Here is a 20,711-nt window from a genome sequence, read left to right on the forward strand (position 1 = left end):
TCAATATGTAGTATAATGAAGCGTGGATGAAATGAATCAGAATCATCCGACTATGGACAAATGTAAGATAATGTACAGTTTATGCCGTAAAGAGGCAATATAGGAGACATGAGATGATAGAGTTAGAGAACGTGAGTATGACATACCCTGGGGGCAATCAGGCGCTCAAGAATGTGAACATCAATATAGAGAAAGGCGAGTTCGTATTTATCGTTGGAAGCAGTGGTTCGGGCAAGACCACTCTGTTCAGGCTTCTGCTCAAGGAGCTCGATCCTACGGAGGGCAATATCACTGTTGCCGGATACGACTATGGTAAGATAAAGAGAAAAGATATACCGAAGGTCAGAAGAAGGATTGGAGTCGTATTCCAGAACTTCAGGCTTCTGAAGGACAGGACTATATACGAGAATGTTGCATTTGCACAGAGAGTTATCCAGACTCCGGCGAGATACATCAGAAGACGCGTTCCGGCCATGCTGACGCTGGTTGGACTTGCAGACAAATACAAATCATACCCGAAGGAGCTCTCAGGTGGTGAGCAGCAGAGAGTTGCCATGGCGAGAGCACTGGTCAACAATCCGGACATCATACTGGCGGACGAGCCTACAGGAAACCTTGATCCTAAGAACTCACTGGATATCATGAACCTCCTTGAGGATATCAACAAGAGAGGAACCACAGTTGTCGTGGTAACCCACAACAAGGATATCGTCAATGAGATGAAGAAGAGAGTTATCACTCTGAAGAAGGGTGTAATTATCAGCGACGAGAAGGAAGGAGGATATATAGATGAAGATTAGTACATTTTTCTATATCCTCAGACAGGGCTTTGCAAATATAAGAAGAAATATTCTGTTCTCACTTGCATCACTTGGAACCATCATATCATGTCTGTTCCTCTTTGGAATCATATATGCGGTGGTTGTAAATTTCCAGTCCGGTATGCAGGAGCTTGAGAATACAGTTACAATATCAGTGTTCTTTGACGAGGATGTGTCGGACGACACGATACAGCTTATCGGATCACAGATAAGAACTCTGGATTATGTAAACACGATGGATTACGTGTCGGCGGATGATGCATGGAATAAATTTGTTGAGCAGAACTACGATGATCCACAGGCGGCAAAGGACGCATTTGGAGAGGATAACCCGCTCAAGAATTCGGCATCATATGAGGTTACACTCAAGGATGTGGCCAGACAGCCGGAGTTCGTGGCATTTGCCCAGGGGCTTTCAGGAGTCAGAAAGGTCAAGAGCTCTGACGTGACCGCGGATAGCATCACGACACTGTCATCCCTTGTCGGATATGCGTCCATAGGAATAGTTGTGATACTGATGCTGGTATCTATCTTCCTTATAAGCAACACTATCACCATAGGTATCACGGTGCGAAAGGAAGAGATAGGGATCATGAAGCTGATCGGTGCGACAAATGTATTTGTAAGGGCGCCGTTCATCATAGAGGGTGTGATCATAGGCGCGGTCGGTTCGGCTATACCTCTGGTTCTTCTGTATTACATGTATGATAAGATACTGACATATGTGGCCGGAAGGTTCAAGGTTGTTACGACGCTGTTTGCATTTGTGAGCCAGCATGACCTGTTCAAGACCATGATACCGGTTGGACTTGTGCTTGGTATCGGTGTTGGACTGGTAGGAAGTATCCTTACAACGAGGAAGCATTTGAGAGTATGATATAATGAGCATTGCGACGGATGCGCTTGCGCAAGACGTCATGATGCGAATGCCCTCATTGAGCCGGCAGGCGATATAATATAATGAAGCACGCTGATGCGTGCGCAGGTCATCGCGCTCACGCACGACGACATAAGATATACTAGTTAATTGTTAGATGGGGATAACAAGGAGTAGTAGATTATGAAAAAGAAAGTCAACGTAAAAGGAAATATCAGAAGGATGGCATTGCTTGCTGCGGGATGTGTAGTCATGGGGGGCATGGCTGCGTCTCAGACCGGGGGAAATATGGCATATGCCATGACGAAGGAAGAGGCTGAGCGTCAGAAGGATGATGCCAGTGAAAACGAGAAGAATGCCAAGGACGTTCTGGATTCTCTGGAGGAACAGCAGAACAAGATCGTTCAGGACGTTGCGGATCTGGATGCCAAGATGACATCCATCCAGACTCAGATAACGAGCCTGCAGGAGCAGACAGACGAGCTCCAGACGGAGATAGACACAACTCAGAAAAGTCTGGATGAAGCTCAGAAGGCAGAGGATGAGCAGTATGAGGGGATGAAGCAGAGAATACAGTATCTGTATGAGGAGGGGGAGACGGAATATGTCGATGCCCTGCTCACATCCATGTCATTCAGCGATCTTCTCAATAAATCAGAGTATATAGACCAGATATCGGAATACGATCAGAGGCAGCTTGCAAAGCTGATCAAGACCAAGACAGATATTGCCAATTATGAGGCGCAGCTTGAATCTGACCTCAGACAGGTGGAGTCGGTCAAGACGGATCTGGAGAGTAACGAGGCTGAACTGCAGACCCTTATAGATCAGAAGCAGGAAGAGATCACCAGATATGATGGTGATATAGAAGCCCAGAAATCGCTGATGAACAAGTTCACTGTGGCACGTGAGGAAGCTGAGAGACGTATCGCAGAGATATCAAGACAGGAGATGGGCAAGGCAAATGCAAATGGTACTGGAGTGTATACAAAGGATGGAAAGGTATACGACACTTCCAAATATAAGGGCAAATTCATGTGGCCGGTATCGACCGGAGGTGTTATCACGGATGAATTTGGTTACCGAGATGCTCCTACAGCGGGAGCAAGTACATATCATCAGGGACTTGATATAGGCTGTGATTATGGAACAGATATTGTTGCGGCGGAGGCCGGCACAGTCGTGATGTCCTGCTACAATGGCGGCGGTGGCAACATGGTCATGATCAGCCACGGCGGCGGAATATGTACGGTATATATGCACAACTCACAGCTATGTGTAAATGTTGGCGACAAGGTTGTGAAAGGTCAGGTCATAGCAAAGGCAGGAAGTACGGGTGTGTCGACAGGTCCGCATTGCCATTTTGGCGTGTCGATAGACGGAACGTATGTCAATCCGCATGACTTCCTTGGACAGTAGACCGGGCAGGGGATATGGAGAGATTCAGGTATTTGATGGCAATACAAGGTTAGGAGATAATGATATGAGGAAAATGTTGAAGAAGATAGTAGTGACAGCGGTGTTGGCAAGTACGGTGATCGGTCTGACGGGCTGCGGTACATCAGGTGTGTTCAGTGGCACACTCAGCGGCAAAACCGGCAGTTCCACCAAGATAACCTATGATGGCAATCTGTTGGATGCGGACGTACTTGACAAGACAGCGAAGATCGAGAGTATCATAGACAATTATTATTACAATGATATTGACGATGATACGATCAGGGAGGGCATATACAAGGGTATAATGGAATCCCTTGACGATCCGTATGCACAGTATTACACCAAGGAAGAATATGCCAAGCTGCAGGAGGATGATTCAGGTGAGTATGCCGGAATCGGAGTTACGGTCAGCAAGGATGAGGATACGGGATATGTCCGTGCGGTAAATATCCTTGAGGGTGCACCGGCTGAGAAGGTGGATATACAGCCTGATGACATTATTGTACAGATAGACGATCACGAGATCACTACAGACGATGATCTTGACTACCTCGTATCACTCATAAGAGGCGATGCTGGAACTGATGTTACGCTGAAGATATACAGGGAGCGTGATAAGGCTTACCACGATGTCACCATCACCAGGGAGATAGTTGAGTACAGCACGGTATCATCATTTATGATAGACGACAAGATCGGATATGTGAGGATCACGCAGTTCATAGACAACACAGACGAGCTTTTCCAGAAGGCAGTTGAGGAGCTCAAGAAGGAGGGCATGCAGGCACTGATGATCGATGTCAGAAGTGATCCGGGTGGAATGCTCACCACGGTCGTAAACATTTGCGACTATCTGCTCCCAGAGGGAACCATAGTGTCCATCAAGGACAAGACCGGCAAGGTTGTGGACGAGTATAAATCGACAGATGATGAATACCTCGATATGCCTATGGTAGTCCTGACAAATGAGTACAGTGCCAGTGCGTCAGAGATACTTACATCGGCACTCAAGGAATTTGGGGCTGCAACTGTTGTAGGAAAGAATACCTACGGAAAGGGAATCGTGCAGAGCGTTATACCACTTGGTGATGGCACAGCGATCAAGCTCACGACACAGAAGTATTTCACACACGACGGCAACGATATCCACAAGAAGGGTGTTGCACCTGATATAGAAGTGGACCTTCCAGACGATTACACCTACGAGGACTTTCAGGGCAAGAACGACAGCCAGTACCAGAAGGGTATTGAGGTTCTGAAGGAGAAACTGAAGTAGGGATTAAAATAGAGATTGGTATAAATATAGTTATATAATAGATTTCAATATTGAGTGGGTAGGGCAGATGACGTTACTGCGTTATATAAATTTGTCAGTGAAGTATCTGTTCGAATGCTATCGTATATGTAAAATGCATAAATAATTAAAACAACATAATTTTTAGATAATATGCAGCACAAAAGTGCTGCATATTGTGTTATACTAGGAAATGTTCAGAAATATGTTATAGGTAAATAAAAGGCAACAAAGGAGATATACATGGATAAGGAACTGATTATCGTATTGGACTTTGGCGGACAGTACAACCAGCTGATCGCCAGACGTGTAAGAGAGTGTAATGTATATGCCGAAGTACATCCGTACACATTGCCGCTGGAGAAGATCAAAGAGATGAACCCTAAGGGAATCATCTTTACCGGCGGACCAAACAGCGTATACAAAGACGAATCACCTAGCTGCAGCAAGGAGATATTCGAACTGGGTATTCCTATTCTCGGAATATGTTATGGTTCACAGCTCATGGCTCATCTGCTGGGCGGCAAGGTCAGTACGGCCCCTGTCAGCGAGTATGGAAGAACAGAGGTTGAGGTTGACAAGACATCCAAGCTGTTTGCGGATGTGAATGACAAGACCATCTGCTGGATGAGTCACACAGACTATATTGCAGAGGTACCAGAGGGCTTCAAGAAGACAGCTTACACTCCTGTATGCCCAGTGGCAGCCATGGAGAATGCTGAGAAGAAGCTGTATGCGACTCAGTTCCACCCAGAGGTTATGCACACCGAGGAAGGTATGAAGATGCTCAGAGCATTTGTCATGGATGTATGCCAGTGTGCAGGCGACTGGAAGATGGATTCATTTGTAAAAGATACAATAGAGAGTCTCCGTGCCAAGATAGGCGATGGCAAGGTGCTGTGCGCCCTGTCAGGTGGTGTGGACTCATCAGTAGCTGCAGTTCTCCTGTCCAAGGCGATAGGCAAGCAGCTCACATGTGTGTTCGTAGACCACGGTCTTCTCCGTAAGAACGAGGGCGACGAGGTTGAGGCGGTATTCGGACCAGATGGACCTTACGACCTGAACTTTATCAGAGTAAATGCTCAGGACAGATTCTACAGCAAGCTTGCCGGAGTAACCGAGCCTGAGGCAAAGAGAAAGATAATAGGCGAGGAATTCATCCGTGTATTCGAGGAGGAGGCCAAGAAGATCGGTGCCGTGGACTTCCTCGTACAGGGAACCATATATCCTGACGTCATTGAGTCAGGCCTTGACAAGTCAGCAGTCATCAAGTCCCACCACAACGTAGGCGGACTTCCTGACTATGTAGATTTCAAGGAGATCGTAGAGCCACTCCGTCTCCTCTTCAAGGATGAGGTCCGCAAGGCCGGCCTTGAGCTTGGAATCCCAGAGTACCTGGTATTCCGCCAGCCATTCCCAGGCCCAGGCCTTGGAATAAGAATCATCGGAGAGGTCACAGCCGAGAAGGTCAAGATCGTTCAGGATGCCGATGCCATCTACCGTGAGGAGATCGCAAAGGCAGGCCTCGACAGAAGCCTCGGTCAGTACTTCGCAGCCCTGACCAATATGCGTTCAGTTGGCTGTATGGGAGATTTCAGAACTTACGATTACGCCGTAGCACTCCGTGCTGTAAACACAACAGACTTCATGACAGCTGATTGTTCAGAGATACCATTTGAGGTGCTTCAGAAGGTAATGAACAGGATTATCAATGAGGTTAAGGGTGTGAACAGGGTAATGTATGATTTGACTAGTAAGCCACCTGGAACGATTGAGTTTGAATAACGGACATTTGAGCTGCGAAGCCTTATTTTATGGGCTTTGTGGCTCTTTTCTTTTGCTCTGTGATGTTAATGTGATGTTAAGAATGATGTGCCATTACTTTTCCCACTCAAAATGAGCATTATTCTTGTGATGTGCAGCTTCCTGTAAAAGTGCAATCGAAAACAGTCGCAGATAGAAAAAGAGCCGCCTCGGTCTGAGACGGCTTTACAGATTCAATTCTTGCGAAACTGGTTCAAACGGTCTGCCAGCTTCTGATCTTTATCTGGATAAAGATGTGAGTAGGTGTCCAAAGTAGTCTTTATTGATTCGTGGCCGAGACGTTCTGCAATCTCTAATGGGGTAAACCCAAGCTCTATCAGCATACTTGCGTGAGAGTGCCGCAGGTCATGTACTCTGATCGGCTTCAGACCAATTCTTTCTGATACTCTTTTCATTTCTTTTTCCAGAGCTGTCTTCTGGAAGTAAAATATCCTGTCACCATTTCCGATACCATATAGTTTGGAAATGTATTCTTGAATATCATCATATAAGAAATCCGGAATGGAAATACATCTTTTTGCCTTTGGTGTCTTAGGCTCCAGGAATAGCTCCTCGCCTTTAATTTTTGCATAGTTCTTATTGATATCAATCCTTTTTGACGAAAGAATGTCTGCAGGTGTGAGTGCCAGAAGTTCTCCGGAACGCATACCGGTATAAAACAATATGTCAAATGCAAGCTTCATCGATGATTTATTGATTGCACTTGAAAACTTCTCGTACTCAGCCTGCGTCCAGATGTTCATTTCATCTGCTTTGCTCTTTCCCATACTGCCGGCCGCCTTGCATGGATTGACAGGTAGGCGGTAATGAGATACTGCGTAGTTCATTATTGCTGACAGCTGATTATTCACAGTTTTTAGATATGTTTGAGAGAATGGCTTTCCATCATCATCCCGATAGGAGATAAGCTCATTCTGCCATTTTCTGACCTTTATTGTATCAATGTCACAAATCTTCTGCTTTCCAAAGTAGGGGAGCAGTTTCGTTTCAATAATAAACCGCTTATTCTCCATTGTTGTAGGTTTCAAGCGGTGTTCCATATCTTCCAGATAATTTGCGACGAGGGAAGAAAAGAGTATGTCGCTTGAAGTGTTCTGCTGATCCAGAAAAGACCTCTCATAATCTTTTGCTTCCCTCTGTGTTTTAAATCCTCGTTTACAGATATGCTTCTTTTCTCCAGTCCAATCGGTGTAATAAAAATTAGCATACCATAATGTTTTTCCACTTTTCAGAGTGTATTTATATGCCGGCATTAGATATCCTCAGATGAATTTACCACACGAGCCAATATCTGATAAATATATTCCGGCTGGCGGGTTTCCAAAGGATACTGTTGATCGCCGAACTGGAAAGCAATGCCATTCTGATAAGGAGTTACAGCTGACAATGCCGAAATCTTCTTATCGAAAGCTCCTTTGTTTGCTGAAAATACAACTCTCTTATTCGTAATAGAAAGAACTCCCTGTGTACGCTCCTGCACGTCACCACGGATTGGAGCTGCTTTTCTCGCCCCAAGATGTACCGACATACCTTTTGCAATACGGACACTTGTACCACGGCTTCCTCCGGAATATCCAACGACCACATTCTTTGTTTTAACAAAAGTAGCAGGTCCACAGTAATGACACACTTCTCCATTTGCAAGCATTACATTTGATGGCACAACTGGTAGCGGTGCACCTGCGGAAATCTGCATCGGTCTGTTACCCTGGATGCGTTCTCCGTGTATTGCGGCCAGCAGGTACCGGATGCAGTCAACAAACCATCCGATACAGAACAATCCAAATGTGCATAGGTAAAGAATACCCATACCAATCTTCTTTTCTCTAAATTTATGAACCCCAAGCCATCCAAACAGGAGGCAGATAACAAAGTCGGTCCAAGCTGCAGTCCATACCATAATATTCCTCCAATCGTTCTGTTATTTTTTTTAAGCCCCTTTTCCTTCGGTACCACTCGAAGGAAACGATTTTTTTTCTTCGTCTGCGTATTTGCCATACTCACCAGCTGCAACTGCCGAGATACCTTCTACGCACAAAACACCTGCCTTTGCTACAAGATAATTTTTACATTGTTCATCGCACTTGTTAAAAAGTTGAAGGAGCGATTCTTCGTCCGATGAAATTCTTTTTCTCTTTGAAATGGCAAGAAGATAATCTGCAGATACATTTAATGCACCAGTGATTTTTATAAGATCCTCTATAGACGGCATCCTATTGCCATATAGATAAGCGTCCATTTCGTCTTTACTAAATCCAGTATTTTGCATGAAATCATCTTCGGTCATTCCTTGCTCAGAAATTAGTTCTCGAATTCGCATTTTGAAATCGAGAGCGAATTCAGATTCGTCTATCTGAAAGTTCGCATAATCAAGTCCTCCCTGCCTGTCAACACCGAGTAAGTAATCTAATGATACATGGAAATAATCGCATATTTGCTTTTTTATTTGGTCGTTTGGGGTACTTTTTCCGCTTTCATATAATGAAACGGTTGATTTTACTATTCCAAACTTCTTGCCAAATTCTTCCTGCGTCATATCTGCTGACAAGCGGAGGCTTTTAATCCTATCAGATAGATTTGCCATAATAATCGCCTCCGTGTAAGTTTAATAATTTCAAACTCATTATATACCACATCCTTTCTAAATTGAAGAAATAAAAACAAAGTTGCAAAAACTTCAACAAAACGCTTGACAGCAAAATAAAGTTGAAGTAATATGAACATGAAAGTTGAAGAAACATAAACAACATAAGGAGGTAAAACAATGGATCTGGCACTATTGAGAGCAGAGCGAATGAAACGCGGTATAACCCAGGAGAAACTTGCAAAGTGCCTTGGCTTCAAAGACAAAAGCAGTTACTGCCTGATGGAAAAAGGGAAAACCTCAATTTCCGTAGATATAGCAAATCAAATCGCAATCCATCTCGGATTATCCAAAGAGATGACATATAAAATTTTTTTTGCCAAAGAAGTTCAAGAAACTTCAACTGATACCATTTTAACGCATGGAGGTGATGTAGAAAATGGCAAATGTGACAGCTAAGACCAGCTCCAACATCTTTTACAAAGCCCGTTGCGAGGCGGCAACACACAATGAGCAGTTGAGCAGCAGAGAAGGAGCTGCTGACTATATGTCGATTGACAGAGGGCGGCTTTACAGAATAGAAAGCGGCATTGCTATTCCTTATCCAGAGGAAATCAGACTTATGGCAGATTTATATAACGCTCCGGAATTGGAAAATTATTTTTGCAGGACAATGTGTCCGTTGGGATGCGAAATGCCTAAAGTCGAGCTGGCAAATCTGGACAGGCTTACAGTCAGAACACTTTCTGTTTTCCGAAAAATTGGAAAAACAAAAGAAATGCTTCTCGATATCACATCAGATGGAGTGATTGACGAAAGTGAAAAGCCGGAGCTTGATGAGGTAGTGAAAAACTTGGAAGAGGTAGAGGAAATCGCACAGAGCATGAGGCTTTGGATTAAGAAGAATATGTAAGAATGGGCTCGAATGGTCGGCAGCATCATTGGACCGAGTGAAAACGAGGAAAGTCTGGCGGTGCTATTGGCAGAGTAGAGCTTAATAATTTTTTATTTACAGGCTGCGGACATTTGACAGCAAGTGACAACAAATATGTCCGTAATCCAATCCAATCCGAATCCAAATCCGAATCGGGAAACCAATACAATATTTGCTCGGAGCAACAAGCAGCTCCAAGCACGAGGAGGTGGCAAGTTGTATTTAGCAGAAAACTTAAAGTTTCTTCGGGAACAGAACGGAAAGACACAGGGGGAGCTGGCAGTTCTCTTTGGAATTGAACAAAAGACAATATCTTCGTGGGAATGTGGTAGTCGTAAACCACCAATCGGCACGATTGTTAGTTTGGCAAAACTTTACAGGGTATCACTTGATGATTTGGTTCTGACAGATATGAGACCACCGATACCTGTATATGCACTTAATCTTGCATATCTCCGTAAAAAGCATGGCATGACACAGCAGGAAATATCTGAGCTGTTAGGCTATAGCGGGAAACAAGGCTATAACGCAATTGAGACAGGAAAGGTCAAACCAACAATAGACACTCTTGAAAAACTAGCAGATTTCTTTGGTGTGACTATGGACCAGATTGTCAAACAAGATTTATCGCAGGAGGTGAGCAAATGAACGCATTAGCAACAGCACCGGGTGTCATTGCTACACCGGGAAAGTATTATATCGGGGCAAAAGAAGTGATGGAATACCTTGATTGCAAGGAAAACAAGGCCTACGAGCTGATAAGGCAGCTTCGGGACGAATTGGTTAAAGCAGGCAAGCTTACACCGGCATACCCGATAGGAAAAGTCCCAAGAAAGTATTTTTTTGAGAGATGCATGATTGAAGAATAGGAGGTGCAAAATGGCATATTACAATGTTTGTCCAAAGTGCGGTTGCAATCTGGATCCGGGAGAGAAATGCGATTGCGAGAGCTTAAAGCTAGAACATCAGGAAACAAGCAGATTTTTTTACAGTCAGTTTTTAAGAGCGGATGATAGCAATGGTCAGATGTCATTTGTGTTTGACCATCCCCAAGGAGGTGCAATAGGAGCATGAGAAACAAATGTCTTTTGGGTTTAGGACTGGTATTCGTGATTTCTTTGACATCCATGGTTGCATTCGCTTTCAGCTTTACGGGAACTCCGGCAGACGAAGTAGATGAAACAGAAATGATTGTTAGAGCTGTGGTTTCTGAGGAAGCGGATGCAATGCCAACAATGGAACCAATCACAACAACTGGACAAGAACAGGAAATGGTAAAAAATGAGCAGTCCAAAATCGGCAGTATGGATTGGGATTCTGATGATGCGTATAGGCTTGCCAAGATTGCAATGGCTGAAGCTGAATCAGAGGACACCGAGGGAAAAGCCCTCGTGATGCTGGTTGTGCTGAATAGGGTTTGGGATGATGAATTTCCGGACACTATCGAGGAGGTTATCTTCCAGAAAGGGCAGTTTAGTCCGATCAGCAACGGAAGATATGACGAGGTAGAGCCGGACGAGGACTGTTACAGAGCATTGCAGCTTATTCAGACTGGTGGATGGGATGAAAGCCATGGAGCAACTTACTTTGAGAGCAAGAGCGATTCTACATGGCATAGTGAAAATCTGACTTTCCTGTTTAAGCATGGAAAACATTATTTTTACAAGGAGTGAGGACAAATGAGGAAGACTCTGAAAAGAGATTTGATAGCGGTTATCTGGACGCTGCTTGTCACATACGCTATCGGGAAATGGGCTTTTCATCTTGCCTATATCGAGAGAGGATACGAGGCTGTCGGAGGTGAGTATTTATTAATCCCTGTGGTTTACTGGGGAGCATGGAAAGCAATTAACTATTTATTTGATTCATTGGAGGAATTGGAAAATGAAAGAAATTGTAGAAAAAAAAGAAGTAGAGGAACTGCTCGGATGCGAAATTACAGATGAACAGTTCGAGGAGGCATTGAAATATGCCAGGCATAAGCAGGAGTACATATACCAGCGTGAGCACAGACAGGTTGTGTTACAGCATTGGTATCTTGTGAAGCTCACAGAGGAATATGTGAGAAGCCTTGCTTTTTCAAAATTCACTATGGATTTATGCAGAACATTGCAGGATATGGAAAAAGAGCACCCGATCATAAATCAGAGTGCCCCTACGAATAACCATATTGTAGCAGTTTCTGCTTTATAAATCAAGCAAATATTACACAATATGGAGGTTTTATCTATGAACAATTCAAATGCTTTGGCTGAAATTCAGTCCAAATATCCAAACTGCAATCTGCTGTTACCAGCAGCTACATCAGTGCAGATCAACCCATTTTATAAGTGCTCCGTTATGGAAGTGGTGGCGGACACAGCACCAAGCTCAGGAGATATCTTCTCGGTCGGAAAGGTAAAGACTGGAGAGGATGGAAAAGGAAAAGCCATATATGAGGAAGTTTTCTCACCTGCAAAGCCGCTTCTTATGAAGCTTGCAACTGCGGCAGGAATCCAGTTTCACCCTGAGTACACAACAGTCATAAGAGAGAATACGAATACCTATGTCGGAAAGGCATACGGAGCAGTAAGACTTCCGGATGGAAGCTACAAGACACACATGGAAACAAAGCGTATCTGCCTTGATGATGAAGAATCGAAGTACCGCCTTGAATTTATGGATAAGTCAATCATGGGTATTCATGACTGGCGAGCTTCCAAGGCCGCCGCTGAAATGTTCAAGGGGGAATGGAAACAGGAAGCAGAACCAAATCAGTACGGAAAGTATGACAAATACTATGTAATTGCTGACAGCGACAGAGAGAAGTATATAGAGAGATCGATCCTTGTAAATATGACACTCCTTAGAAAGACTGCTTCTGAAAAGGCGCAGACAGGAGCAATTCTTAGAGTTATCAGAGCTTTGCTTGGAATCAAGGGAACATATTCAAAAGCAGAGCTGGAAAAACCATTCGTTGTTCCGACAGTTACATTTGCACCAGACTACACGGATCCAACAGTAAGAAATGCAATGCTTCAGCAGGGAATGAACTCTATGGGAAATATGTTCGGAGCTTCATCCACACCACCGGCAATTTCCACAGCGTTTTCCGGAGAAGCGTTTTCAACAGACTTTAATCCGGAAGATGAAGTGGACAATCCGGCATTTGCCTCAGATCAGACAGAGGATGATGCGGTCGCAGGAGAGCAGGAGAAGAACTGGTTCGACCAGGAACAGCAGACACCACCACAACAGGAGCCAGTCGAGAATGAATCGACAGGATATTATTGTGACGGATGTGGGGCGGAAATCAATGCGAGAGTATATGAATACTCGCTAAATAAGTTTGGAAGACCTCTTTGCATGAAGTGTCAGAAAGGAGCTGGGAAGTGATGAATCTGATTAAGATTTCAACGGATTTGGAATTATCCGTACATGAGTTTCCGACAGGAACACATGAGGAACAGAACAATAAGCTTCGAGAGCTGATAGGAAATGACTGCAGATTATATGAGCATGTGATGCCAAAGCGATTATATACAGAATTACACCAAATGGACCATCCGACTAAGGTCAAGGGGCAGTGCGTAAGTATGCTAATTGACGAGGAGGGATTGTTGAAAGAAGTAATCATCCCGAATCTCATAGGCAGTTACCTTTATGAAACTGATAAACACAATATTCCAATAACAGGAAACATACTGATTGTTGGGGAAGAATGGACCGGTGATGGCATTGATTTTTGCGGCATTGAGGAATCGGTATTTAAGGTATTAGAGCTGCAGCTAAATAACATGATTATGGCGATGAAAGCAACAATGGAGGTGTTGAAATGAAGATATTACATACAGCAGACTGGCATCTTGGAACATTCCGAAGCCCAGTTAAGGACGGAGTAAATCTCCGAACAGAGGACACGAAAAGATGTCTGGATGAACTGATCAGAGTGGCAAATGAGGAAAAACCGGATTACTCGATTGTATCTGGTGACATATTCCATGTTGGCCGCCTGTGGTCCGACAGGTGTTGTGAGGAAATTATTACTGCCATTCATTATATCAGAGAGCTTGCGGCAGTATCAAAGCAGGTCGTTGTTATGAGAGGCACTCCAAACCATGACGGATCAGGACAGTTCAACGTCCTCTCTGAAATGTTTGCAGATGTTCCGAATGTTCATGTGGTGATTACCCCACAGGTAATTTCATTTGATGATGTTGATATTGCGGTGCTCCCGGGATTTGACAGGGGAGTGTTCAGAGCTAATCATCCGGGATTGTCAAGTGATGAAGAAAATGTGGTGTTTACAAATGAATTATCAAATATTGTAACAGGGTTGAAAGCACAATGCTCTCCAGAAAAGAAAAGTATTCTGATGGCACATTACACAGTGCCAGGATGCAATACCGAGAGCGGACAGACAATGATGCTCACACAGTTTGAGCCAATCATTCCGCAGGAGGCTTTATTGGCGGCCAATTACAATCTGGTTGCTTTAGGGCATATTCACAGACCACAGAAGATAATGCACAGAGACTGGTATTATTCCGGTGCGATAAATGCCATGAACTTTAATGATGAGGGACAGCAGAGGGGCTTTTGGATTCACAACTGGCACGAGCTGGGAACATGGCAGAGTATTTTCCATGAAACACCTATCAGAGAGTTTGCAACCATTGAACTCAATGATGATGATGTGACACAGATAAATATGCAGGCTATGGATTTTGTTGCTACTGAGAAGTGGAGAGGACAGATCGATGGAAAGATTGTCCGTGTTCATTATAGCTGCACCGCAGAAAACAGCAAGGCTCTGAATAAGGCAACTTTGGAAAGAGAGCTTCTGGAAGACGGAGCATTTATGGTATGGGAAATTCTTCCGGACAAGATAGATGAATTCGCCAACAGAACACAGCTTGAAAATGCCACGGATCCAGAAGCAAACCTTATTAAGTATCTTGAGGAAAAGCAGGTACCGCAGGAAAGAATACAGGAACTTGTATTAAAGGCAAGACCGATTATTGCTGAAGCTGAGGCAAGCATGACAGCGACAGCAAATAGCGGAACATTTGAACCTGTAGAAATTGCTGTTAAGAATTATCGTAACTACGAAGAGGAAACATTTAATTTCGAGGATATCACTTTCTGCACAATCAACGGTCAGAATGGAGCAGGAAAGAGCAGCTTGTTTATGGATGCGATTATCGACTGCCTTTATGAAGAACCGAGAGAGGGTGTAATCAAGGATGATACAGGAAAGGCACCATGGCTTAGAAATGATGAAAGTGTCCGTTCCGGTTCGATTATGTTTACATTCCGTATCGGAGAGAAAAAGTATCGTGTTACACGAACCAGAGCCCGTTCCGGAAAAGGAACTTTGAATATCTCCCAGTTTGTTGAGAATGAATGGAAAGATTGTTCCAAGGAACGATACAACGATACACAGCAGGAAATATTGAACATCCTCGGAATGGACAGCTTTACATTCAAGTCATGCGCTCTGATTATGCAGGATCAGTACGGATTATTTCTACAGGCAAAACCAGAGGAAAGAGTTGAAGTCCTTGGAACGCTTCTTGGACTTGGAGTGTATCAGCTAATGGAGAGAATCGCTTCCGACAAGGCGAAAGTGAATGGAGCCAAGAACAGGGATTTGAAGCAGGAAATCACAATTCATAATGTTACAATCGCTGAATTTGGCAAGCCGGACGAAGAACTGGAAGCATGCAAGACGGAATTGGCAGAGCAGGAAGTCAGACTGCAGGCAAAGATTAATGAGAGAGACCAGAAGAAACTTATTCTGTCGAATCAGCAGGAAGCCGCAGAAAGGCGAAAGAAAGCTCTTGCAGCTGTTACAACATTACAGGCAAAAAAGACCATTGCAGAGCAGAATAGAGCTACACAGCAGGCAATAGCAGACAGCAGTTTAGCAACTCTCACTCAGAAGCCTGAAATAGAGGAAAAGATTGCTGAAAGAAATGATTTGCTGAAGCGGGAACTGGAACTTGCAGGACAGTCAGCACTCTACACCACAAAGAAACAGGAGGCTGAAAATCTTGCAAAGCAGGCTGAAAGTGAACAGAAGAACATTCTGGAGTTGCAGGCTGCTTTACAGAAGAAACAGGATGAAAAGAATGCAATGATACTGGATTCGGCCAATGATGGTGAGGTCAGGCAGAAAGCCGAAACATACACCAAAAAGAAAGCAGAGTTAGAGGATATGCAGGAAAAAGCTGTTGCATATCAGAAAGCAAAAACTGAATACTCTGCGGCAGTTTTCCATGAAAGCGAGACAAGGTCAAGCTTTGATAGGGAGAAGCAGAAAGCGGACGAGCAGAAGCAGTTTCTTGAAAAGAAAGTTGCAATATTGAATGAATCCGGATGTGTGGATATCGAGAAAGCACATTGTAAATTCTTGCAGGATGCCATCGAAGCAAAGGAACAGCTGGAAGTACATGAAGCATTGTATGTAGACATTGCCGCTCGCAGAGATTGCGAACTTGCAAAGAGCAGATATGCAATAGAGAACAAACAGGCTGAAATGGATGCGATAGGATATGATGCGGCAGCTTTAACAGTCCTGCAAAACGAATGTGCAACATTGCTTCCGTATGTGGCACAGCTCGAAAAAATCAACCAGAGGGAAAACAATCTCGCTTTGATTAAGGCGGCTTTGGAACATTTAAAGTCAAATATATCAGAAGCAGAAAACAGGCTTGCTGAGGTCAAATTAAAGGGCACACAGGCAGAAACAGAGCGTGATATATATGCCAAAGCGTTTGAAGAACATGTGCATGTGCTTAGTGCCATTACTGCTCTTGATCCGTGGGTAGAAAAGGAAAAAATGCTCCCAGTAGCAGAGGAAAGAAATGCAACAGCATTGAACAGGGTTCTGGAGTTGACAGCAGAAATTACCGGTATCGATGATGAAATCTCAGAGAGACAGGCAGAGGCTGATAAAGAGATACTTGCTATGGCGGGAATGGAAGAGGCTCAGGCGATTGTAAACGGACTGGATACAGAAGTGAATGCCATTAACAGCATGGTAAAGGAAAAACAGATGCGAATTGGAGCTTTACAGCAGAAATCGGAACAGATTGCAAAGTTGAAGCAGGATATTGCAGCTTTACAGGACAAGCAGGTGGAATATGCCAAGGAGACAGCTGATTACGATACATTGAAAGTCGCATTTAGCCAGAGCGGTGTGCCACATCAGATTATCCGTTCTATTATTCCACAGCTGACAGCTACAGCAAATACCATTCTTGGACAGATGACTGGCGGAAAAATGGGAGTGGAGTTCCGATTAGAGAGATTACAGAAAAATGGAAAAGAAAAGGTATCGCTTGATATTTACATTGAAGAATACGGAAAGTCGATACTTCCATACCTTTCAAAATCTGGAGGCGAGAAAGTCAAGTCTTCATTATCGGTAATTCTTGCATTGGCAGAGATTAAATCATCTTCAGCAGGAATCCAGCTTGGAATGCTCTTTATTGACGAGCCTCCATTCTTGGATGGGGACGGAATACAGGCATATTGCGACGCATTGGAGACAATACAGAACAGATATAACAATATCAAAATAATGGCTATCACACACGATCCGACTATGAAAGCCAGATTCCCACAGAATTTGGATGTAGTCAAAACGGAAAATGGTAGCAAGGTAATTTATTAAGACAGGAGCCGGAGGGAAAACCTCCGGTGTCCGAAAGGAGGATGATCGAATGCCAAACAGGATAATCAAGGAGAGCATCTGCAGGAGTGAAGAAATAGATTCTTTATCTTGGTTTGAGGAGGTTCTGTTCTATAGATTGATTGTAACCTGTGATGACTTCGGCAGATACGACGGAAGAGCAAAGATAATCAAGGGAAGCTGCTTTCCTCTGAAAGATATTACGGAAAAAGATATAGATAAGGCGCTTGGTAGGTTGTCGGCGGTGGGCTTGGTCAGAGTGTATGAGGCACAGGGAAGACCGTACCTGCAATTGGTAACTTGGGCGGATCATCAGAGAATTCGTAATCAAAAGAGCAAGTATCCCGGATTTTCAGAGGATTGTGAATTGCTGACATTTGACAGCAAAGGTCAGCAGATAAAAACATCAGACAACAAATGTGTCCGTAATCCAATCCAATCCGAATCCAAATCCGAATCGGAAACCAATACAAATATATGCTCCGAGCAGACAGTAGCTGCGGAGCCGCCAGTAATAGGTATCATGATGAATACTGGTGAAGAATACCCAATTACACAGAGTTATGTTCTTGAACTCGCAGAATTATATCCTGCTGTTGACATTATGCAGGAACTAAGAGCGATGAAAGGCTGGTGTGATGCTAATCCAAGGAAACGGAAAACAGCAGGAGGAATGAAACGATTTATCAATGCTTGGATTTCAAAGGTCCAGAACAGAGGTGGAACACCTGGTTATACGCAATCTTACAATCAGACAGCCGGCGGCTCAAAGGTAGAGCAGTTTGCACAAGGAGCAAGGGAGTGGGCGAATGGATAAACAGCAATTTGCGACATTGGCAATCGGAATTAAATCCGCATATCCAGCTTCAAAAATACTCGAAGATAATGCCTCAATGGATTTTTGGTATATGACACTTAAAGATATTCCGTATGAGATTGCTGAAAATGCTGTTATGGAGCATATTTGCACAAATGTTTTTCCACCCAATATAGCTGAAATAAGGAAACTATGTATGGAAAGGTGCAAGCCCAAAATCCTGAGTTTTGATGAAGCTTGGGGAGTGGTACAAAAAGCTATGGCAGATTACGGATGGTATCATCCGCAGGAAGCATTCGCAATAATGGACGAACTGACATTGTCTGTGGTCAAAAATTTGGGATGGAGCAGGCTGTGCCAGAGCGAAAATCCAACTGCGGAAAGGGCGAACTTCCGAGAGGCATATATGAGAAAAGCTGCGGAGGCACAAAATACAAATTCGCTTCCGGATTTCGTCGCACAGAACAAGGCATTACTGCAACAACATTATGTACCGGCGATAGAAAAGAAAGAAGTGCCAAAGATAGAAAGTGAAGATAAACCAGAACCGGTGCAGCTTACAGAAGAACAGCTGGAAGAAAGAAAACGAATGTTTGAGGAGGCAAAAAGGAGGATTTTAGGTGGCAAAGCATAGTGAAGCTATACAGGGGACTGAAAAGGAATTTTTAGACGAATTTCAAAAACTCTGTTATTCACGAAGTTCTTGGCAGGTGTGGGCCGACTTGATGGCAGCTATGGCATGTTCAATCAGCAATGTGGCTGACAGAAGCCCGGAGCATTATGAGAGCAGAGAAAAAGAATATGCACAATGCATAGAGAGACTTGGTTCTGTGGAAGTTCCTGCAAAAATGCTTGCAATCATTGTTGAAGCCTTAGAAAGAAATCCAGAACAGGATTTTCTTGGGGCTATGTATATGCAGTTAAATCTAGGAAATCACTGGAAAGGACAGTTTTTCACACCGTATTGCGTATGCAAGATGATGTCTGAAATAACCTGCGAGGATGTTGACAGCCATATCGAGAAGCAAGGGTATTTATCTATATGCGATCCTGCCTGCGGAGCGGGTGCAACATTGATAGCTGCCGCAAATACTATGAAGAAATGCAAACATAATTTTCAAAATCATGTGGTTTTTGTTGCACAGGACATAGACAGAATAACTGGGATGATGTGTTACATACAGCTTTCACTTTTGGGATGTGCAGGATATGTGTGTATAGCAAATACGATTACAAATCCTTTGACGGGGCATGTACTGTTCCCTAATGAAAAAGATGGACAGGAACTCTGGTATATGCCAATGTTTCAAAATCAAATATGGACATGGAGAAGATTGTTCCAGTCAATGGGCGGTCTTGGTGGAACTGCAACCACCGAAAAAACAGTGGAAAAAGAGCACTTTTATATGTTTTTCGATTTCGATAAAAAGGAGGAAGCCTATGGAAACAGGTAGAAATGTAATGCACTACGCATTAGGAGATAATCAAGATTACGAACACGAATGGAGCAAAGCTGTTCTTGAGTATCTGGAAAACGGATATTCTTCGGAAGATAGCAAGAGCGAAGTTGAGGTAGGGAATACTACCTACAAGATATTAAAGAGAGAGAAAGTAACCGCATTCTATGACGCTGACGGTAACACATTGTTTGATATAGAGAACGACAGATTAAAAGAAGAATATGAGGCTATGGAAAGCCTGGATGAAACAGAGCCGAAGTCAGAGATTGGAAGAGCCATTGCAGGGATTGAGAAACAGGCATTTGAGCAGGCGGTTGATAACAATATAGGTACAGATGAAATGATTCCAATGGGAACAGCAAGCCTTGAAGAAATTGCGAAGGGAATTCCGGCGCCTACACCAGAGGAAGTTGAAACAGCAAAGAAAAATAACAGTTCTGTTTATATCGGAGTTGTTGGGGCAGTTACGAAGTTGCAGGAGGAATTGAAAAAGGCTAAGGATAAGTCATTTGCAGATCCAATAATCAAACATCTGATTGAAAGGTGCAGGGAATCAGAAAGTCTTGCTTCGGATGTATGCCAAGACCATAAGACATGGGAGAAGTGCTACAAATACATTTACGAGCAGGCAAGAAAGCAGGCGAAAGGTAGTAGCTGTGCAGTTCTTGATGATGTGGTTTATGAATGGGCTGAGGACTATTTCCATAAAGATGATAAGGCTGAGGAGGATAAAAAAGCTAAAGAAGCTGCGGAGAGAGAAAAGAAGCAGAAAGCTGATCAGCAGAAGCGCCTGGACGGCATGAAGAAGCGTGCAGAGAAAAAGGCGAAGGCGGTTGAAAAAGATAAGGCAGCCCAAGAAGCTCCAAAGCCGGAAGCAAAGGCGGAAAAACCAAAGAAAGAGCCAGAGAAGAAAGAAACTCCTAAGAAGAGGTCGAATGAACTTGAAGGGCAGATGGATCTGTTCTCAATGATGGGGCTGTAA

General features: G+C 43.7%; 23 protein-coding genes. 20 read left to right on the forward strand and 3 right to left on the reverse strand.

What is annotated here, in order from left to right; all coding sequences use genetic code 11:
* The first annotated feature begins 113 nt into the window (after positions 1–113).
* The 5 genes from ftsE to guaA all read left to right on the forward strand — a co-directional run bounded on the left by ftsE (position 114) and on the right by guaA (position 6,217).
* Positions 114–800, forward strand: a complete 687-nt coding sequence (gene ftsE, locus DXD11_RS08500; RefSeq protein ID WP_022216898.1) for a cell division ATP-binding protein FtsE — start codon at positions 114–116, stop codon at positions 798–800.
* The gene (gene ftsX, locus DXD11_RS08505; RefSeq protein ID WP_118758191.1) at positions 790–1,698 is read left to right on the forward strand and encodes a permease-like cell division protein FtsX; all 909 of its coding nucleotides are present in this window, start codon (positions 790–792) and stop codon (positions 1,696–1,698) included. The genes ftsE and ftsX overlap by 11 nt, the downstream gene beginning before the upstream one ends.
* Before the next feature lie 183 nt (positions 1,699–1,881).
* Entirely contained in the window at positions 1,882–3,117 is a 1,236-nt protein-coding gene (locus tag DXD11_RS08510) for a murein hydrolase activator EnvC family protein (RefSeq protein ID WP_118758192.1), read from the forward strand.
* A gap of 64 nt (positions 3,118–3,181) precedes the next feature.
* Positions 3,182–4,414, forward strand: a complete 1,233-nt coding sequence (locus DXD11_RS08515) for a S41 family peptidase (RefSeq protein ID WP_118758193.1) — start codon at positions 3,182–3,184, stop codon at positions 4,412–4,414.
* A 261-nt stretch (positions 4,415–4,675) separates the two neighbouring features.
* The gene (gene guaA, locus DXD11_RS08520) at positions 4,676–6,217 is read left to right on the forward strand and encodes a glutamine-hydrolyzing GMP synthase (protein ID WP_118758194.1); all 1,542 of its coding nucleotides are present in this window, start codon (positions 4,676–4,678) and stop codon (positions 6,215–6,217) included.
* 212 nt (positions 6,218–6,429) lie between these two features.
* On the opposite strand, the gene DXD11_RS08525 is transcribed toward guaA, so the two are convergent.
* The 3 genes from DXD11_RS08525 to DXD11_RS08535 are packed head-to-tail and all read right to left on the reverse strand — an operon-like array spanning position 6,430 to position 8,840.
* Entirely contained in the window at positions 6,430–7,509 is a 1,080-nt protein-coding gene (locus tag DXD11_RS08525) for a site-specific integrase (RefSeq protein ID WP_118758195.1), read from the reverse strand.
* On the reverse strand, positions 7,509–8,156 hold the full coding sequence (locus DXD11_RS08530) for a TM2 domain-containing protein (protein ID WP_118758196.1): 648 nt from the start codon (positions 8,154–8,156) through the stop codon (positions 7,509–7,511). The genes DXD11_RS08525 and DXD11_RS08530 overlap by 1 nt, the downstream gene beginning before the upstream one ends.
* A gap of 30 nt (positions 8,157–8,186) precedes the next feature.
* Positions 8,187–8,840, reverse strand: a complete 654-nt coding sequence (locus DXD11_RS08535; RefSeq protein WP_118758197.1) for a helix-turn-helix domain-containing protein — start codon at positions 8,838–8,840, stop codon at positions 8,187–8,189.
* Between the two features lie 180 nt (positions 8,841–9,020).
* Between DXD11_RS08535 and DXD11_RS08540 the strand changes: the two genes are divergently transcribed.
* The 15 genes from DXD11_RS08540 to DXD11_RS08605 all read left to right on the forward strand — a co-directional run bounded on the left by DXD11_RS08540 (position 9,021) and on the right by DXD11_RS08605 (position 20,711).
* Positions 9,021–9,299 carry a helix-turn-helix transcriptional regulator gene (locus tag DXD11_RS08540; protein WP_118758198.1) on the forward strand — a complete coding sequence of 93 codons (279 nt, stop codon included), beginning with the start codon at positions 9,021–9,023 and terminating at the stop codon, positions 9,297–9,299.
* Complete coding sequence (locus tag DXD11_RS08545) at positions 9,280–9,753, forward strand: helix-turn-helix domain-containing protein (RefSeq protein WP_044911390.1); 474 nt, start codon at positions 9,280–9,282, stop codon at positions 9,751–9,753. Before DXD11_RS08540 ends, DXD11_RS08545 begins: the two co-directional genes overlap by 20 nt.
* Positions 9,754–9,990: 237 nt before the next feature.
* Positions 9,991–10,422, forward strand: a complete 432-nt coding sequence (locus tag DXD11_RS08550; protein ID WP_158579430.1) for a helix-turn-helix domain-containing protein — start codon at positions 9,991–9,993, stop codon at positions 10,420–10,422.
* Positions 10,419–10,643: a hypothetical protein gene (locus DXD11_RS08555; RefSeq protein WP_003502185.1), complete on the forward strand. Its 225-nt coding sequence runs from the start codon at positions 10,419–10,421 to the stop codon at positions 10,641–10,643. The genes DXD11_RS08550 and DXD11_RS08555 overlap by 4 nt, the downstream gene beginning before the upstream one ends.
* Before the next feature lie 10 nt (positions 10,644–10,653).
* Positions 10,654–10,848, forward strand: coding sequence for a hypothetical protein (locus DXD11_RS08560; protein ID WP_118758200.1), 195 nt, complete (start codon positions 10,654–10,656; stop codon positions 10,846–10,848).
* A complete protein-coding gene (locus DXD11_RS08565) occupies positions 10,845–11,447 on the forward strand; it encodes a cell wall hydrolase (RefSeq protein ID WP_118758201.1) in 603 nt (200 codons plus the stop codon). Before DXD11_RS08560 ends, DXD11_RS08565 begins: the two co-directional genes overlap by 4 nt.
* Positions 11,448–11,453: 6 nt before the next feature.
* Complete coding sequence (locus DXD11_RS14155) at positions 11,454–11,720, forward strand: hypothetical protein (RefSeq protein ID WP_147360977.1); 267 nt, start codon at positions 11,454–11,456, stop codon at positions 11,718–11,720.
* Positions 11,659–11,967, forward strand: coding sequence for a hypothetical protein (locus tag DXD11_RS08570; protein ID WP_118758202.1), 309 nt, complete (start codon positions 11,659–11,661; stop codon positions 11,965–11,967). Before DXD11_RS14155 ends, DXD11_RS08570 begins: the two co-directional genes overlap by 62 nt.
* 36 nt (positions 11,968–12,003) lie before the next feature.
* On the forward strand, positions 12,004–13,149 hold the full coding sequence (locus DXD11_RS08575; protein ID WP_055274198.1) for a hypothetical protein: 1,146 nt from the start codon (positions 12,004–12,006) through the stop codon (positions 13,147–13,149).
* Positions 13,149–13,592, forward strand: coding sequence for a hypothetical protein (locus DXD11_RS08580; RefSeq protein ID WP_118343895.1), 444 nt, complete (start codon positions 13,149–13,151; stop codon positions 13,590–13,592). The genes DXD11_RS08575 and DXD11_RS08580 overlap by 1 nt, the downstream gene beginning before the upstream one ends.
* Positions 13,589–17,434: an AAA family ATPase gene (locus DXD11_RS08585; RefSeq protein ID WP_118758203.1), complete on the forward strand. Its 3,846-nt coding sequence runs from the start codon at positions 13,589–13,591 to the stop codon at positions 17,432–17,434. Before DXD11_RS08580 ends, DXD11_RS08585 begins: the two co-directional genes overlap by 4 nt.
* Positions 17,435–17,483: 49 nt before the next feature.
* Positions 17,484–18,269 carry a hypothetical protein gene (locus DXD11_RS08590; protein WP_118343897.1) on the forward strand — a complete coding sequence of 262 codons (786 nt, stop codon included), beginning with the start codon at positions 17,484–17,486 and terminating at the stop codon, positions 18,267–18,269.
* Positions 18,262–18,903 carry a replicative helicase loader/inhibitor gene (locus tag DXD11_RS08595; RefSeq protein ID WP_118343898.1) on the forward strand — a complete coding sequence of 214 codons (642 nt, stop codon included), beginning with the start codon at positions 18,262–18,264 and terminating at the stop codon, positions 18,901–18,903. Before DXD11_RS08590 ends, DXD11_RS08595 begins: the two co-directional genes overlap by 8 nt.
* The gene (locus DXD11_RS08600; RefSeq protein ID WP_055274193.1) at positions 18,890–19,723 is read left to right on the forward strand and encodes an N-6 DNA methylase; all 834 of its coding nucleotides are present in this window, start codon (positions 18,890–18,892) and stop codon (positions 19,721–19,723) included. The genes DXD11_RS08595 and DXD11_RS08600 overlap by 14 nt, the downstream gene beginning before the upstream one ends.
* Positions 19,710–20,711 (forward strand): PcfK-like family protein, encoded by a 1,002-nt coding sequence (locus DXD11_RS08605; protein WP_118758204.1) that lies wholly within the window; start codon positions 19,710–19,712, stop codon positions 20,709–20,711. Before DXD11_RS08600 ends, DXD11_RS08605 begins: the two co-directional genes overlap by 14 nt.

The sequence above is a fragment of the Coprococcus sp. TF11-13 genome (assembly GCF_003481085.1).
In the GTDB taxonomy this organism is placed as follows: Bacteria; Bacillota; Clostridia; order Lachnospirales; family Lachnospiraceae; genus Coprococcus; species Coprococcus aceti.

What these genes read in the sequence shown, in the direction of transcription:
- ftsE (WP_022216898.1), top strand. Translation starts at nt 114, where the DNA reads ATGATAGAGTTAGAGAACGTGAGTATGACATACCCTGGGGGCAATCAG.
- ftsX (WP_118758191.1), top strand. Translation starts at nt 790, where the DNA reads ATGAAGATTAGTACATTTTTCTATATCCTCAGACAGGGCTTTGCAAAT.
- DXD11_RS08510 (WP_118758192.1), top strand. Translation starts at nt 1,882, where the DNA reads ATGAAAAAGAAAGTCAACGTAAAAGGAAATATCAGAAGGATGGCATTG.
- DXD11_RS08515 (WP_118758193.1), top strand. Translation starts at nt 3,182, where the DNA reads ATGAGGAAAATGTTGAAGAAGATAGTAGTGACAGCGGTGTTGGCAAGT.
- guaA (WP_118758194.1), top strand. Translation starts at nt 4,676, where the DNA reads ATGGATAAGGAACTGATTATCGTATTGGACTTTGGCGGACAGTACAAC.
- DXD11_RS08525 (WP_118758195.1), bottom strand. Translation starts at nt 7,509, where the DNA reads ATGCCGGCATATAAATACACTCTGAAAAGTGGAAAAACATTATGGTAT.
- DXD11_RS08530 (WP_118758196.1), bottom strand. Translation starts at nt 8,156, where the DNA reads ATGGTATGGACTGCAGCTTGGACCGACTTTGTTATCTGCCTCCTGTTT.
- DXD11_RS08535 (WP_118758197.1), bottom strand. Translation starts at nt 8,840, where the DNA reads ATGGCAAATCTATCTGATAGGATTAAAAGCCTCCGCTTGTCAGCAGAT.
- DXD11_RS08540 (WP_118758198.1), top strand. Translation starts at nt 9,021, where the DNA reads ATGGATCTGGCACTATTGAGAGCAGAGCGAATGAAACGCGGTATAACC.
- DXD11_RS08545 (WP_044911390.1), top strand. Translation starts at nt 9,280, where the DNA reads ATGGCAAATGTGACAGCTAAGACCAGCTCCAACATCTTTTACAAAGCC.
- DXD11_RS08555 (WP_003502185.1), top strand. Translation starts at nt 10,419, where the DNA reads ATGAACGCATTAGCAACAGCACCGGGTGTCATTGCTACACCGGGAAAG.
- DXD11_RS08560 (WP_118758200.1), top strand. Translation starts at nt 10,654, where the DNA reads ATGGCATATTACAATGTTTGTCCAAAGTGCGGTTGCAATCTGGATCCG.
- DXD11_RS08565 (WP_118758201.1), top strand. Translation starts at nt 10,845, where the DNA reads ATGAGAAACAAATGTCTTTTGGGTTTAGGACTGGTATTCGTGATTTCT.
- DXD11_RS14155 (WP_147360977.1), top strand. Translation starts at nt 11,454, where the DNA reads ATGAGGAAGACTCTGAAAAGAGATTTGATAGCGGTTATCTGGACGCTG.
- DXD11_RS08570 (WP_118758202.1), top strand. Translation starts at nt 11,659, where the DNA reads ATGAAAGAAATTGTAGAAAAAAAAGAAGTAGAGGAACTGCTCGGATGC.
- DXD11_RS08575 (WP_055274198.1), top strand. Translation starts at nt 12,004, where the DNA reads ATGAACAATTCAAATGCTTTGGCTGAAATTCAGTCCAAATATCCAAAC.
- DXD11_RS08580 (WP_118343895.1), top strand. Translation starts at nt 13,149, where the DNA reads ATGAATCTGATTAAGATTTCAACGGATTTGGAATTATCCGTACATGAG.
- DXD11_RS08585 (WP_118758203.1), top strand. Translation starts at nt 13,589, where the DNA reads ATGAAGATATTACATACAGCAGACTGGCATCTTGGAACATTCCGAAGC.
- DXD11_RS08590 (WP_118343897.1), top strand. Translation starts at nt 17,484, where the DNA reads ATGCCAAACAGGATAATCAAGGAGAGCATCTGCAGGAGTGAAGAAATA.
- DXD11_RS08595 (WP_118343898.1), top strand. Translation starts at nt 18,262, where the DNA reads ATGGATAAACAGCAATTTGCGACATTGGCAATCGGAATTAAATCCGCA.
- DXD11_RS08605 (WP_118758204.1), top strand. Translation starts at nt 19,710, where the DNA reads ATGGAAACAGGTAGAAATGTAATGCACTACGCATTAGGAGATAATCAA.